We start from the raw sequence: 14,025 nt of genomic DNA, 5'->3' as shown, positions 1-14,025 counted from the left end.
AGCTACTCACTTTTTGTTGCATCTGAAGTTTCTGATGAAGGTTCATTTTCAAACTCATAATCGAATTCTTCACGTAATCGTCGTTGCTCTAAATAATCTTCAATAGCTCGGCGCTTTTCAAGTGAAAACCGAACGGGCGAGACTTTTGTTTTCTTATTCAATGCATCTAAGGCCAATTCTTCAGGCCATGTATCTAATTCTTCATCTTCAATGTCTAAGATGTCAGGTGATAATTCAGTATCACTACTTCCATCACCATCATCTTCTTCTAATAAAGCCTCTGTTTCTTTATACTCCATAGATCCTACCTATTAAATAAAGCAGCCTATTTCAGCGCTTACTTTAGTGGGTGTAATACCCATTTGGCAAGTAGAACCTCCATCCTGTTATGAATAAACTTTTACCTCTAATCAAAAACATTCGTGAATGTCGACTCTGTGCCAATCACTTACCTTTAAACCCCAGACCTGTATTACAAGCACATCATCTAAGTCGTTTACTTATCGTTGGTCAAGCACCAGGAATTCGCGTACATAACACGGGAATTCCTTGGAACGATCCTAGCGGGGATCGTTTACGGCATTGGACAAATCTCGATAAAAAAACATTTTATGATATTAATCAAATTGCCATCATTCCCATGGGTTTCTGTTATCCTGGGACGGGCCCTTCAGGCGATTTACCTCCGCGAAAAGAATGTGCAAGCTTATGGTTAGCTAAACTTTTAGCTGGTCTGCCGAACATTCAACTGACCTTACTAATTGGCCAGTATGCACAACAACATTATTTAGGTAAACAGGCTAAAACAAATTTAACCCAAACCGTCGCTTCTTTCGCAGATTATTTACCCACCTATTTTCCACTACCACATCCATCACCACGCAATAATATTTGGTTAAAAAGAAATCCATGGTTTGAGAAATTCATTCTCCCCGCCTTACGTATAACATGTTCTACAATATTAAGTATAACTCCCTAAGAGATTATTAGCTTATACACGAATTCTTTACCTAATTCATAGTTGGCGATAAAAAATTAATCTTTTTTATCCTCCACCTTTATTTTTTTAGCCGCTGCCTTTTCACTTTTAGGGATAATGATTCTAAGTACGCCCTGTTTTCCTTCAGCAGTTATCTTATCGGCGTCTGCAGTATCAGGCAAAGCAAAGCGGCGGTAAAAACTACCTTTTGATCGCTCAATTCGTGTATATCCTTCCTTCTCTTCGGGATGAGTCGCTACTCTTTCACCCTTAATTGTCAAAATACCACTTTCCATAGAAATTTCTATATCTTTTGGATCAACTCCTGGAATATCTGCAAAGAGCACAAAACGAGCAGGTTCTTCTTTGATATCCACGGCAGGCGCCCAACGGCTGGTTTCAACCATGGAACTATCTTCAATGAGTTGATGACTGGGGTCAAAGAGTTGATCCCACTCTTGTGACAAGCGGTGTAATTGGTGTAATAAAGAAGGTGATCGGTGCCGTATAATATTTGACATAAGTTACTCCCTTCCTATTTTTAAACTATTAGTTTAACTCAAAAAGACGCATTTGATCAGTTTTATGATTTCACTCCCGCTTTTTAAGCTTGAGCCCCTTATCTTTAATGTCTGTAAATCAGCTGCTTAATAGAGATACTTATTTTTTTCTGGTAGAGTAAAAACTTTCTTATTTTTGCTACAAAAAAATTTATGTCCTATTATCAACATCATATCTTTTTATGCACTAATCTACGAGAAAATAATAAGGATTGTTGTGCGAAACGTGGGGCTAAACCCTTATTAGACTATTTAAAAGCAAACCTAAAACTACTGATAAAAAATCAACCGCAAAAAAGATGCCTAGGTCGTTGTAGTTTGGGCCCTGTATTGGTGATTTATCCTGAAAGCACCTGGTATCACTACGAAACACAACATGATATTAACGAAATTATTCAACAACATTTAATAAAAAAACAAATAATAAATCGATTATTATTATCTAATGAAAAATAAATTTTTAGATCTGTTACACCCTCGCTATTGGCCTACGTGGTTAAGTTTAGGAATTTTATATCTCATCACAAAACTATCTTACCGATTACAACTACAATTTGGTAAAAATTTAGGGCGTATCTCCTATTATTTATTGAAAAGATTTCGGCATATCGGAGAAATTAATCTGAAACTTTGCTTTCCTGAGTTATCTAACAAAGAACGAACAAACTTACTTAAAAAACAATTTCAATCTTTAGGAATGGGGCTCATCGAATCGGCTATGGCTTGGTGGATGCCTGATCACAAAATTGATTCGCTCATTCATGTAGATGGCTTAGAACATCTGCAAGAAGCTATATCCAGAAAAAAAGGGGTGCTTATTTTAAGTGGTCATTTTACATCGCTGGATATTTGTGGCCGCCTGTTTTCTAGTATTTTTCCAATGTATGTGGTTTATCGCGAACAAAAAAATCAAGTCATCGATAGATTACTAAAACAACATCGTCAATTTAAATGGATGCAGCCTATACATCGTCATGCAATTCGCCAAATTATTAAAACTTTGAAACAAAACAAAGCAATTTGGTATGCGGCTGATCAAGATTATGGTCCTACACACAGCATTTTTTCGCCATTTTTCAACATTTCTACTGCAACCATCTCAACCCCTAGTCGCTATGCAAGTCGAACTGGCGCAACTGTTGTCACTTTATTTTATCATCGTCTTCCAAAAGGTGAAGGCTATCAAATTAATATCGGACCCATTTTAGAAAATTTTGCCCAAGGCAATGATTACCAAGATATGCTGTGTTTTAATCAATTGCTAGAACAAGCTGTCCGTGCTCATCCAGAACAGTATCTCTGGATACATCGGCGGTTTAAAACAAGGCCGCAAGGTGAACCTTATCTCTATTAAAAATAAACATGCATAAACTTATCGGCGGAATATTACTTATCGTAGGCACTAGTATCGGTGGAGGCATGTTAGCTCTACCTATTGCTACTGCACAATTAGGTTTTATCAATGCCCTATTTTTTTTAGTGACGTGCTGGGCAATAATGACCGCTGCTGCATTGCTTATTTTAGAAGTTAATCTTTGGCATAGTGTAAATAGCAATTTAATTAGTATGGCTAAAACAACTTTAGGTAGATTTGGCCAGATCGTCGCATGGTTTAGCTATCTTTTATTGCTCTATGCTTTATTAGCCGCTTATATTGCCGGTGGTAGTGATTTCTTACAACATCTTTTATTAACGTTTCATATCAACCTACCAGCAAAACTTTCCGCTCTTTTATTTGCAGGATTATTAAGCCTCATCGTTTACAAAGGATTAGGCTCAGTGGATTATGTTAATAGGAGTTTAATGTTTAGTAAGTTATTAACCTTTATTTTGTTAGTGATTTGTATTTTTCCATTTATTTCTATTCATTACTTATTAAGCTTGGAAAATACTTATCAGCTTAGCATTATTTTAGGCAGCACAACGGTCATTATGACCTCATTTGGTTTTGCGATAATAGTCCCCAGTTTACGTAGCTATTTTACTAATGATTTGTTTATGTTACGCAAAGCTATTCTCATTGGTAGCTTAATTCCCTTACTCTGTTACATTTTATGGGAATTAACCATTATGGGCTCCATCCCCGCACATGGGGACTCAGGTTTAATATTCATGTATCATTCAGGCCATTCCACTAGCAATTTAATGGCTGCCTTAAGTCATTTACTTGATAACAAATTAATTAATTTTTTAGCAAAAATATTTACATCAATATGTTTTGCTACCTCTTTTTTAGGTGTCGCTTTAAGCTTATTTGATTTTTTCAGTGATGGATTGCAAATTGAAAAAAAAGGTTTAAAAAAGTTACTTCTTTATGCCGTCACTTTTTTTCCTCCCTTACTCATTGCCAACCGTTATCCTCATGCTTTCATCATGGCTTTATCTTATGCAGGGGTACTTTGTGCCATTCTATTAATTCTGCTTCCTGCTATGATGGTCTGGAGTGGACGATATATCAAAAAATGTGCTTCAGGCTATCAAGTTACTGGAGGAAAGCCTTTATTAATTAGTTTAATAATAATTGCCTTATTTATTATTATTTTAAGCCTCATTAACTAAGTATCCTATGAATATTAAACAATTGGGTGGTATTTTATTAATTACTGGTAATGCAATAGGCGGTGGAATGTTAGCTGTTCCTCTTGCCACCGCCCAAGCTGGCTTTTTAAATTCATCGCTTTTTTTGATTGCTTGTTGGGGTATCATGCTAGCCGGTGGTTTGCTTATTTTAGAAGTAAACCTTTGGTTCCCCCCTAATAGCCATTTAATTTCCATGGCACGAGCTACTTTAGGAGCTCCAGGCGAGGTCATAGCCTGGTTATGTTATTTATTATTACTCTATACTTTACTAGCCGCTTATATCGCTGGAGGTTCAGATTTTTTACAAGGCATCTTACAAAAAATTGATATTCAGTTTTCTGTATTCGCTACAGCCATCTTATTTGTACTTATCTTAGGCCCTATTGTTTATAAAGGCATGCGTTCAGTTGATTTAATGAATCGCATTCTAATGGGAGGAAAATTACTTATCTTTTTTCTCCTAATATTATTTCTATTTCCTTTTATATCCGCCAAGCAGCTAGGACAGGGAAATATACATTATTTACCCAATAGCCTTACTATCCTCATTACATCATTTGGCTTTGCCGCGATTATCCCAAGTTTACGCAGTTATTTCCATAGTAACGTTAAACAATTACGTCGCGTCATTATTCTAGGTAGTTTAATTCCGCTTATCTGTTATATTTTTTGGAATGCAGCCATTATGGGAGTTATCCCTATCAATAAGCTTTTTACTATTGCACAATCTAGCCAATCCACTAGTTATTTAACCAATACATTGAGTCATTTATTAAACAAAAAAAGCATTACTTTATTTGCTTGGATTTTCACATCCATTTGTTTAGCAACTTCTTTTTTAGGTGTAGGTATTAGTTTATCTGATTTTTTAATGGATGGTTTAAGCTTAACCCATACTGAAAAAAATAAATTTATTGTCTATCTACTTACTTTTTTACCTCCTTTAATGATTGTTTTATTTTACCCTGCTTCATTTATGTTGGCATTAAATTATGCTGGCATATGGTGTGCCGTCTTATTAGCTTTGCTTCCGGCATTGATGGCTTGGTCTGGACGATATTGTCAACAAATCGATGGACGATATCGAGTAACGGGCGGAAAAAGTTTATTAAGTTTGCTGATCCTGTCCTCCTCTATTATTATTGCGCATGCAATCGTGAGTGATGTTTTTTAATTTATTTGAATCGAATTTTTAAATATTCCTGATTATGGGTAAATAGGAAAACCTTTGATGTCTTACCAAAAAAAATATGCGGATGCCATTCGATTTTTAAGCATGGATGCCGTAGAAAAAGCCAATTCAGGCCATCCTGGCATGCCTATGGGAATGGCAGATATTGCAACTGTCCTATGGAGAGAATTTTTAGTTCATAATCCCGACAACCCAAACTGGAGTAATCGAGATCGTTTTATTTTATCTAATGGCCATGGATCGATGTTGCATTATGCATTACTTCATTTAACCGGCTATGATCTTCCATTAGCTGAAATTAAAAGATTTCGCCAATTACATTCTAAAACACCAGGACATCCTGAAGTCGGTTTAACTCCCGGCATAGAAACTACAACGGGTCCTCTCGGTCAAGGATTCGCAAATGCTGTCGGTATGGCCTTAGCGGAAAAAAATTTAGCCGCTCGTTTTAATCGTCCTTCTCACTCCGTTATCGATCATTTTACGTATGTATTCTTAGGTGATGGTTGTTTAATGGAAGGTATTTCTCACGAAGTTGCTTCTTTGGCAGGATGTTTAGGTTTAGGTAAATTAATTGCCTTTTGGGATGACAATAACATTTCTATTGATGGTGATGTTTCAGACTGGTTTAAAGACAATACGCCTGAACGTTTTAAAGCGTATCATTGGCATGTTATTCCTGATATTGATGGTCACGATCCACAACAAATTAAATTATCTATTGAAAAAGCTCGTGCTATTACCGATAAACCCAGCTTACTTTGTTGTAAAACCAAAATTGCATGCGGTGCTCCTAATTTAATGGGCAGCCACCAAGCGCATGGTGCAGCATTAGGTGAAAAAGAAATAGCTGCCACCCGACTTGCACTACATTGGGACTATCCGCCTTTCGAAATACCAGAGGATATTTATCAAGCTTGGGATGCTCGTTCTAAAGGAAATGCTTTAGAAAAAGCTTGGGAAGAAAAATGGAGTGCGTATCAATCAGAATTTTCTGAACTCGCCAAAGAGTATGAACGCAGAATTAATAAAAAACTCCCTTTAAATTGGGAAGGAAAAACTAAAAAAATTCTAGAAAAAATTTATCAAAATCTTCCAGAAAAAATAGCCACGCGTAAGGCTTCACAAAATACATTAAATGCCTTTGCACCTCTTTTACCGGAGTTGTTAGGTGGATCGGCCGATCTGACTGAATCTAATTCAACTTTTTGGAAAGGATCTCAAGTTTTAACGAAAGAAAATCCAGCCGGTAATTATCTACATTATGGCGTACGTGAATTTGGTATGTCCGCCATGATGAATGGCATAGCATTACATGGAGGATTCATCCCTTATGGAGGAACTTTTTTGGTCTTTAGCGATTATGCACGTAATGCTGTCCGCTTATCTGCACTAATGAAGCAGCATGTTATTTTTATTTATACACACGATTCTATTGGACTAGGAGAAGACGGTCCGACTCATCAACCTATAGAACACATTAATAGCTTACGACTTATTCCCAACCTTTCTGTTTGGCGACCTTGCGATGCATTAGAAACCGCCGTTGCCTGGCAACAAGCGATACAACATTTAGGGCCTACTTGTTTATTACTCACCCGACAAGCTATCCCTCCACAAACACACAGCCAAGAAACTTTACAATCTATCCATCGAGGAGCTTATATTCTTCTCGATAGCCCCTCCACAACACCTGAAGCCATCATCATAGCAACAGGCTCTGAGGTTAATTTAGCCATCAGTGCTGCACAGTCTTTAAATCAACAGGGTAGGGAAATCCGTGTCGTCTCTATGCCTTCCGCTGATCGCTTTGAACAACAAGATTTTTCCTATAAAGCCAAAATTTTGCCTAACTCGATTACATTGCGCATTGCTATAGAAGCGGGAAATAAAGATTTTTGGTATCGATATGTAGGTAGTAAGGGAAAAGTAATCGGAGTTAGTCAATTTGGCGAATCTGCACCCGGATCAGATGTTTTTAAAAATTTTGGATTTACTGTAGAAAACATTATTAAAATACTAAACCCACTATTAGCCGATTAAGCTAGGAGAATTACTATGACAACACGTATCGCTATCAATGGCTATGGTCGCATTGGCCGTAATATTTTAAGAGCTTTTTTTGAAAATCCTAAGCAGCATGATATAGCGATTGTTGCTATAAATGACTTAGGAAATATCGATATTAATGCTCATCTGACACGTTATGATACCACTCACGGAAAATTTTCAGGGACCATAACCGTTGATAAAGATTATTTAGTTATCAATGATCAGCGGATAAAGATCCTCTCGGAACGTGATCCAGAAAATTTACCTTGGAAAAAACTAGATATTGATGTCGTTCACGAATGTACAGGCCTGTTCACTTCCCCAGAAAAAGCGAGAAAACATATTAATGCAGGTGCAAAAAAAGTCATTATCTCCGCTCCCGCTGGTAAAGGAGTGGATGCAACTATTGTTTATGGTGTTAATCACCTTACCTTAAAAAGTAGCTATTCCATTATTTCTAATGCTTCCTGTACTACCAATTGCCTAGCTCCCTTAGCCAAAGTTTTACATGAAAATCTAGGTATAATTCATGGTTTAATGACCACAATTCATGCTTATACGAATGATCAAGTACTTATCGACACTTATCACTCTGATATGTATCGTTCACGTTCAGCCACTCATTCGTTGATTCCTACAAAAACAGGCGCCGCTTCAGCACTCGGTTTGGTGTATCCTGAATTAGATGGAAAACTCGATGGTTTAGCAATACGCGTTCCTACAATAAACGTTTCTTTAGTTGATTTAAGTTTTCAGTCTAAACGCGAAACAACCGCTCAAGAAGTGAATGAAATCTTAAAAAAGGCCTCTAAAACTAGTGCACTGAAAGGTCTGCTTAATTATAGTGAAGAGCCTTTAGTTTCCATCGATTATAATCACAGTCCAGCTTCTTCTACAGTTGATGCGCTGCAAACACGCGTTATAGGAGACTTTGTTAAGGTACTTGCGTGGTATGACAATGAATGGGGGTTTTCCAATAGAATGCTGGATGTTACTGTCGCATTGATGAATGCAGCTAACTAAAGTCAATTCTCTTAAAAAGCGACTATTTAGTTAGCATCGCTTAGACTTAAGCCCAAAAAATAGCGTAAAAGCTATATTTTCACCAGAAATATAGTATAGATATAGTTAAATAATGTTATAGTATTAGGTTCAATTTCGCTCAATAAACAGAGAATTCATATGGCACGAGTTACAGTTGAAGATTGTTTAAAGAAGGTTAAAAATCATTTCGAGTTAGTTATTATAGCCTCAAAACGAGCCCGGCAAATTGCTAAAGGTGGCATGGCCATGGTTGATCCCGAAAACGATAAACCTACCGTAATCGCCTTAAGAGAAATCGCGGGTGGCAGACTCAATGAAGCTGAAGAAAAATCAGTGCAAGAAAGCGGCATAAGTGGGTCACAATCTACGGGCTTGTAAAAAATCGGAGGCGCTTGCATGCACATGTTTAGTGACCTCAAACAAGAACTACAAATCTATTTATCTCCTGAGCAAATAAAGCAGGTTTATAACGCCTATCAATTTGCTGCTAGGGCCCATTCTGGTCAAAAACGCCATAGTGGGGATCCTTATATTAGCCATCCTATAGCCGTCGCTAAAATTCTTGCTCAAATGCGCATGGATGTTCAAACGCTAATCGTCGCCATTTTACATGATGTTATTGAAGACACTCCCATTGAAAAAACGGTGTTAACTGCGACATTTGGCAGTGAAATAGCAGAACTTGTCGATGGGATGAGTAAACTGACACAAATTCAATTTCAAAGCCGCGCTGAAGCTCAAGCAGAAAATTTTCGCAAAATGCTGCTGGCTATGGCAAAAGATATCCGCATCATCATCATAAAACTAGCCGATCGTTTACATAACATGCGCACCTTATCTGCCGTTTCTGTAGAGAAACGGCACCGTATTGCTAAAGAAACCTTGGATATATATGCACCTATTGCGCAGCGATTAGGTATGCATCTGCTGCGCATAGAGTTAGAAGATCTCTGTTTTTTAAACCTTTATCCCTGGCGATATCGTATATTACAAGAAACTGTACAAAAAAATCGACGCAAACATAAAGCCAGTATCCATAAAATAGAATCTGCTTTAAAAGAGTGCTTGGATAAACATCATTTACCTTTCCATGCCATTTGGCATAAAAAAAAGCACCTCTACCAAATTTACAAAAAAATGTGCGAGAATCACTTATCTTTCAATGAAATCATTGATATCCCCATTTTTTGTATTATTGTAGATAATATAGATAGTTGTTATCGCGTACTAGGTGCTGTACATAATCTTTATAAGCCCCTACCTGATCATTTCCATGACTATATCGCTCTACCCAAAGCGAATGGTTACCAAGCATTACATACGACTTTATTCGCCCCTGAAGCCACTTCAATCCACATACAAATCCGTACAACTACCATGGATAATGGTGCTGATCATGGTATTGTCAGTTACTGGTTAGAAGAAAAAACGAAGGTTAACGAGTTACGCCCACATTTAAGAGCTCGAGAATGGCTTAAACGCTTACTGGATATCCAACAAACAACTCCTAGTTCACTCGAATTTATGGAGACAGTGAAGATTGATCTTTTCCCCACAGATATTTATATTTTTACACCTAAAGGCGACATCATTGAGCTTCCCTATAAAGCCACTCTTATCGATTTTGCTTACGCCATTCATTCTGATATCGGTAACCACTGCATTGCAGCCAGAATAGATAAACATTTAGTTCCGCTCAGTACGCACTTGCAAAGTGGTCAAACGGTAGAAATCATTACTGATTCGAAAACTTTTCCTGATTCACGCTGGTTAGAGTTTGTAGCAACTGGACGTGCGCGCAGCCATATTAGACAATTTTTCAAAAATAAGCAGCATAATGAAGCGGTTCAATTAGGCCAACGCCTGCTGGATAACCATTTAACGCCTTTAGGGCAAGACAGTACACATATCAACCCTAAAAATCTAAATAAGGCATTGCAAAAATTTCAATCCCAATCATTAGAAGATCTACTCGAAGCCATTGGGCTCGGTTATATACATCCTGCTTTAGTCGCTTATTCCTTATGTAGTTTAAAATCTAGTTTTAAAAATCAAATTAACTCCTTACCCTTGTTTCTTAAAAATGCAGATAATAGCTTAATCAAATTTGCCGAATGTTGCCGACCTATTCCGGGCGATGAAATTATAGGGTTACTCAATGCTGGACATGGTCTTACTGTGCATTTACAACGTTGTAAGTACGCCGCACGACTTATTAAAAAAAATCCTGAACGGGCCATTTCGATACAATGGGAAAAACAAACCAATGGTTTTTTTAAAACAGATATTTATATTGAAACTATCGATCAACATGGTGTGTTAGCATTATTAACACATAATATTGCTAAAGCAGATGCAAATATTGAAAATATTAAAGTTGAAAGTCGTGATAGAAAACATAGTATTATTCACTTTACTTTATCCGTTCTAAATCGCAAGCACTTAGCAAAAGTCATTCGTTTTTTGCGTACGATTCAATATACAATAAAAATTACACGTCATCTTTCTTTATAAAATCTGATGAATCTATTTACGCAGAAATAGGCAAAGCATCGATTAATCTTACCTCTCCCACGTAAACAGCGGCTAAACGTTTTCCCCAATGATCCGTAACGTAATCAACCCTAAACCCTAAAGTTTTTAATTGCTGCATAGCTTCTTCAGAGCTTGAGGCTCTCTGTAAAATAGTAGGGAAATGACCAGCCTTAGCGCGTTGTTCTAAGTTCAAACGAGTATTCCTAGAGCTTAAAGCCAAACCATCTGCGGCACGAATCGTTGGGCAACCAATGATTTCTGTTTCTAAAAAAAGTGCTTGCGCCATTTTTTTGATAAGTAATAATTGTTGGAAGTCTTTTTCGCCATAATAGGAGCGTGTAGGCTTTACAATATTCAAGTACTTTAATACTACGGTCAACATCCCCGTAAAATGTCCTGGGCGAAACTTTGCTTCTAATTCTTTACTCAAATCACTTATATCGTGAATCTGAATTTGATAATTATCACCATAAATAATGGCAGCATCTAACAATAATAAATAATCAACTTTTTGTTTCCGTAACAAAGCTTTATCCTCTTCAAGCGTGCGAGGATAATGATCAAAATCCTCTATCTGATTGAATTGTGTCGCATTTACAAAAATGGCTAGCACAGTCAAATCATTCTCTGCTTGCGAACGAGCACAAAGACTTAAATGTCCCGCATGCAAATGACCCATCGTATGCACAAAACCTATGTTTTTATTATTATTTTTTTTTCTGATGACTTGCCAATCATCAAGTTGGGTAACTATGTTCATAGCGAGGAAATTCTTTATATTTAACAGAATGACTATATTGATTAACGGCTTTTAAAAATAATTGACTACCATCAAGAAAGTGATTAACAAATTTTGGTTTAAAATCTAGATTGAGCCCTAATAAATCCTGTATGACTAAAACCTGTCCGTCGGTATCAACACCCGCTCCTATACCAATTGTTGCAATTTTTAAAGAAGCCGTTATTTCTTTTGCAAGCAGTGATGGAACACATTCTAGGACTATAGCAAAACAACCTGCTTGCTCTAGAGCTAAGGCGTCTTGTTTAAGTCGCTCTGCTTGAGCAGGAGTTTTCCCCTGGACTTTATATCCACCTAAGCTATGGATGAATTGCGGAGTTAAACCTATATGACCCATAACTGGAATACCTGACTCAACTAAATAGGCTATCAAGGAAAGATTGCCTGCGGCACCTTCTAACTTAATAGCCTGTGCACCTGCTTGCATAAGCTTTTGCGCAGCAATAACACTGCGACTAACAGATTGACGATAACTTAAAAAAGGGAGATCACTAATAATAAATTTAGAAGGGGCGCCTCGAGACACCGCCGCAGTATGAAGCTCCATCATAAGCAATGTAGCCATAACCGTATCTTTAAAGCCATGCATAGTCATGGCAAGACTATCGCCAATCAATAAGGCATCTAAAGAAGATTCATTAAGAATTTTTGCGGTACTGTAATCATAACATGTTAAGATTACGATTTTTTCTTTAGTTATTTTTTTTTCAGAAAACTTTAAAACGTTCATACGCTATTTACCCGTAAAGAATGGTAATAGCAAAGAACACTAGGTACCTGTCGCATGATCAAGTCCTCATCGGTATACTTTCTTCGCACTTAAATTTTTGTCTCTGCCACAAAGGCTAGGAGCATGCTTAGTTTAAAGAGCAAATGTCCCATTATCAAGCGATCTGACTATTTATTCCTACTTCATTCGCTCTAAAGAGGCGTTTTATCATTTTTTTTTGCCATGCTAAGTATACGATTCGCCACAATATGTAATAATTGTTGGGCTATTGATTGCTTAGTTGCACATACAAGATGTATAGGCACATCTGAAGACAATACCGTTACTTCATTTTTATCACTATCAAAACCAATATCCGATTGACTTACATCGTTAACTACCATTAAGTCTATGTTTTTATTTCTTCGCTTCTCTTCGGCAAATTTTAAGATATATTCAGTTTCAGCAGCAAATCCAACCAGTAAAGGTTTAGGTTGTAAATTCATTTGACTAACGGAGGCTAAAATATCAATTGTGGGTTTTAATTGCAAAGTGAGCAACGCATTGGATTTTTTAATTTTTTGTAATGCTGGATTTACTATTTGATAATCTGCCACCGCAGCAGTACTTATAAAAATTGTCTGATGACTAATTTCCTTCTGAACAGCTACTAGCATTTCAGTAGCTGTCTTCACCGATATAAACTTCAATTTTTTGGGGGGAATTAAAGCGACAGGTCCACTAATGAGTGTCACTTCAGCACCTGCCTCAATAGCCGCCTGCGCTAAAGCAAATCCCATTTTACCCGAACTACGATTTGATAAGTAGCGCACGGGATCAATACCTTCCTGAGTGGGACCTGCGGTAATTAAAATTCTCTGCTCTTGTAAATAAGGTTTAATAAATACTTTTGATAGTGCCTCAACTATCTCTAGCGGCTCTAGCATGCGACCAAGACCAAACTCACCACAAGCTTGACTTCCTTCCCCAGGCCCTAAAAACAAGCAATCTCTTTCTTTGAGTTTATTTATATTATCTTGGGTTGCCTGATTTGACCACATCGCTTGATTCATGGCCGGCACAATAATTAAACGTGCGTTGGCAGCTAAACATAAAGTACTCAATAAATCATCCGCAAAACCATGCGCTAATTTAGCAATCAGATGGGCTGTAGCGGGGGCTATCAAAATGCAATCAGGCCATCGTGCAAGCTCAATATGACTCATTGCCGCTTCAACTTCAACATCTATAAGTTCATCATATATTTTATGCTGTGAAACTGCTTGTAATGTCAAAGGAGTTACAAAAGCTTTGCCACAGGAAGTTAAAACAACTCTAATGTCATAATGTTGTTCTTTGAATTTTCTAATGAGTTCAGGTGTTTTATAAGCAGCAATACTACCTGTAATACCCAACAAAATACGCTTGTTCATCGGCTTAGAATAACAAAAAGGGGCATCAAAGTATGGTCCTCTATATAAATTTTCTTAAATTTATACTCACAGCAATTGGATTTTTTGGCAAGGCGGCGCGAAGTAACCGGACTGTACCTACACATGAGGATTACGAGTTGAG

Annotated in this window: 14 protein-coding genes; 9 read left to right on the top strand and 5 right to left on the bottom strand. The window is 37.2% G+C overall.

What is annotated here, in order from left to right:
• Positions 1 to 2: 2 nt before the first annotated feature.
• Complete coding sequence (locus ACICP9_RS00480) at positions 3 to 299, bottom strand: PA3496 family putative envelope integrity protein (RefSeq protein ID WP_071661983.1); 297 nt, start codon at positions 297 to 299, stop codon at positions 3 to 5.
• 89 nt (positions 300 to 388) lie between these two features.
• Here ACICP9_RS00480 and ACICP9_RS00475 point away from each other — a divergent pair, with 89 nt between their 5' ends.
• Entirely contained in the window at positions 389 to 979 is a 591-nt protein-coding gene (locus tag ACICP9_RS00475; RefSeq protein WP_395497968.1) for a uracil-DNA glycosylase family protein, read from the top strand.
• A gap of 56 nt (positions 980 to 1,035) precedes the next feature.
• On the opposite strand, the gene ACICP9_RS00470 is transcribed toward ACICP9_RS00475, so the two are convergent.
• Positions 1,036 to 1,500, bottom strand: coding sequence for an Hsp20/alpha crystallin family protein (locus ACICP9_RS00470; RefSeq protein ID WP_395497966.1), 465 nt, complete (start codon positions 1,498 to 1,500; stop codon positions 1,036 to 1,038).
• Between the two features lie 192 nt (positions 1,501 to 1,692).
• On the opposite strand from ACICP9_RS00470, the gene ACICP9_RS00465 reads away from it, so the two are divergent.
• The 8 genes from ACICP9_RS00465 to ACICP9_RS00430 all read left to right on the top strand — a co-directional run bounded on the left by ACICP9_RS00465 (position 1,693) and on the right by ACICP9_RS00430 (position 10,921).
• Positions 1,693 to 1,995, top strand: a complete 303-nt coding sequence (locus ACICP9_RS00465; RefSeq protein ID WP_395497964.1) for a (2Fe-2S) ferredoxin domain-containing protein — start codon at positions 1,693 to 1,695, stop codon at positions 1,993 to 1,995.
• Positions 1,985 to 2,893 (top strand): LpxL/LpxP family Kdo(2)-lipid IV(A) lauroyl/palmitoleoyl acyltransferase, encoded by a 909-nt coding sequence (gene lpxL, locus ACICP9_RS00460; protein ID WP_395497962.1) that lies wholly within the window; start codon positions 1,985 to 1,987, stop codon positions 2,891 to 2,893. The genes ACICP9_RS00465 and lpxL overlap by 11 nt, the downstream gene beginning before the upstream one ends.
• 8 nt (positions 2,894 to 2,901) lie before the next feature.
• Positions 2,902 to 4,098 carry an amino acid permease gene (locus ACICP9_RS00455; RefSeq protein WP_395497960.1) on the top strand — a complete coding sequence of 399 codons (1,197 nt, stop codon included), beginning with the start codon at positions 2,902 to 2,904 and terminating at the stop codon, positions 4,096 to 4,098.
• 7 nt (positions 4,099 to 4,105) lie between these two features.
• Positions 4,106 to 5,293, top strand: coding sequence for an amino acid permease (locus tag ACICP9_RS00450; RefSeq protein ID WP_395497958.1), 1,188 nt, complete (start codon positions 4,106 to 4,108; stop codon positions 5,291 to 5,293).
• Between the two features lie 57 nt (positions 5,294 to 5,350).
• Complete coding sequence (gene tkt, locus ACICP9_RS00445; RefSeq protein ID WP_395497956.1) at positions 5,351 to 7,354, top strand: transketolase; 2,004 nt, start codon at positions 5,351 to 5,353, stop codon at positions 7,352 to 7,354.
• A 15-nt stretch (positions 7,355 to 7,369) separates the two neighbouring features.
• Positions 7,370 to 8,386: a type I glyceraldehyde-3-phosphate dehydrogenase gene (gap, locus tag ACICP9_RS00440; protein WP_395497954.1), complete on the top strand. Its 1,017-nt coding sequence runs from the start codon at positions 7,370 to 7,372 to the stop codon at positions 8,384 to 8,386.
• A 159-nt stretch (positions 8,387 to 8,545) separates the two neighbouring features.
• Positions 8,546 to 8,785 carry a DNA-directed RNA polymerase subunit omega gene (rpoZ, locus tag ACICP9_RS00435; RefSeq protein ID WP_071661975.1) on the top strand — a complete coding sequence of 80 codons (240 nt, stop codon included), beginning with the start codon at positions 8,546 to 8,548 and terminating at the stop codon, positions 8,783 to 8,785.
• Positions 8,786 to 8,803: 18 nt separating this feature from the next.
• Positions 8,804 to 10,921 (top strand): RelA/SpoT family protein, encoded by a 2,118-nt coding sequence (locus ACICP9_RS00430; protein ID WP_395497952.1) that lies wholly within the window; start codon positions 8,804 to 8,806, stop codon positions 10,919 to 10,921.
• A gap of 16 nt (positions 10,922 to 10,937) precedes the next feature.
• Here the strand turns inward: ACICP9_RS00430 and panC are convergent, their stop codons facing one another.
• The 3 genes from panC to coaBC form a co-directional block, all read right to left on the bottom strand.
• Positions 10,938 to 11,702, bottom strand: coding sequence for a pantoate--beta-alanine ligase (gene panC, locus ACICP9_RS00425; protein ID WP_395497950.1), 765 nt, complete (start codon positions 11,700 to 11,702; stop codon positions 10,938 to 10,940).
• Complete coding sequence (gene panB, locus ACICP9_RS00420; protein ID WP_395497948.1) at positions 11,680 to 12,471, bottom strand: 3-methyl-2-oxobutanoate hydroxymethyltransferase; 792 nt, start codon at positions 12,469 to 12,471, stop codon at positions 11,680 to 11,682. The genes panC and panB overlap by 23 nt, the downstream gene beginning before the upstream one ends.
• 191 nt (positions 12,472 to 12,662) lie before the next feature.
• Positions 12,663 to 13,883, bottom strand: coding sequence for a bifunctional phosphopantothenoylcysteine decarboxylase/phosphopantothenate--cysteine ligase CoaBC (gene coaBC / locus ACICP9_RS00415; protein WP_395497946.1), 1,221 nt, complete (start codon positions 13,881 to 13,883; stop codon positions 12,663 to 12,665).
• Between the last annotated feature and the right edge of the window lie 142 nt (positions 13,884 to 14,025).

This window comes from Rickettsiella endosymbiont of Litargus connexus, from assembly GCF_964277335.1.
Taxonomy (GTDB): domain Bacteria; phylum Pseudomonadota; class Gammaproteobacteria; order Diplorickettsiales; family Diplorickettsiaceae; genus Aquirickettsiella; species Aquirickettsiella isopodorum.
This window is presented reverse-complemented; position numbering and strand designations above follow the sequence as displayed.

Bases quoted from the DNA above. Each gene is read 5' to 3' on its own strand.
- ACICP9_RS00455 (WP_395497960.1), top strand. From the start codon at position 2,902: ATGCATAAACTTATCGGCGGAATATTACTTATCGTAGGCACTAGTATC.
- ACICP9_RS00465 (WP_395497964.1), top strand. From the start codon at position 1,693: ATGTCCTATTATCAACATCATATCTTTTTATGCACTAATCTACGAGAA.
- rpoZ (WP_071661975.1), top strand. From the start codon at position 8,546: ATGGCACGAGTTACAGTTGAAGATTGTTTAAAGAAGGTTAAAAATCAT.
- panC (WP_395497950.1), bottom strand. From the start codon at position 11,702: ATGAACATAGTTACCCAACTTGATGATTGGCAAGTCATCAGAAAAAAA.
- ACICP9_RS00470 (WP_395497966.1), bottom strand. From the start codon at position 1,500: ATGTCAAATATTATACGGCACCGATCACCTTCTTTATTACACCAATTA.
- ACICP9_RS00480 (WP_071661983.1), bottom strand. From the start codon at position 299: ATGGAGTATAAAGAAACAGAGGCTTTATTAGAAGAAGATGATGGTGAT.
- lpxL (WP_395497962.1), top strand. From the start codon at position 1,985: ATGAAAAATAAATTTTTAGATCTGTTACACCCTCGCTATTGGCCTACG.
- panB (WP_395497948.1), bottom strand. From the start codon at position 12,471: ATGAACGTTTTAAAGTTTTCTGAAAAAAAAATAACTAAAGAAAAAATC.
- ACICP9_RS00450 (WP_395497958.1), top strand. From the start codon at position 4,106: ATGAATATTAAACAATTGGGTGGTATTTTATTAATTACTGGTAATGCA.
- tkt (WP_395497956.1), top strand. From the start codon at position 5,351: ATGTCTTACCAAAAAAAATATGCGGATGCCATTCGATTTTTAAGCATG.
- coaBC (WP_395497946.1), bottom strand. From the start codon at position 13,883: ATGAACAAGCGTATTTTGTTGGGTATTACAGGTAGTATTGCTGCTTAT.
- ACICP9_RS00475 (WP_395497968.1), top strand. From the start codon at position 389: ATGAATAAACTTTTACCTCTAATCAAAAACATTCGTGAATGTCGACTC.
- gap (WP_395497954.1), top strand. From the start codon at position 7,370: ATGACAACACGTATCGCTATCAATGGCTATGGTCGCATTGGCCGTAAT.
- ACICP9_RS00430 (WP_395497952.1), top strand. From the start codon at position 8,804: ATGCACATGTTTAGTGACCTCAAACAAGAACTACAAATCTATTTATCT.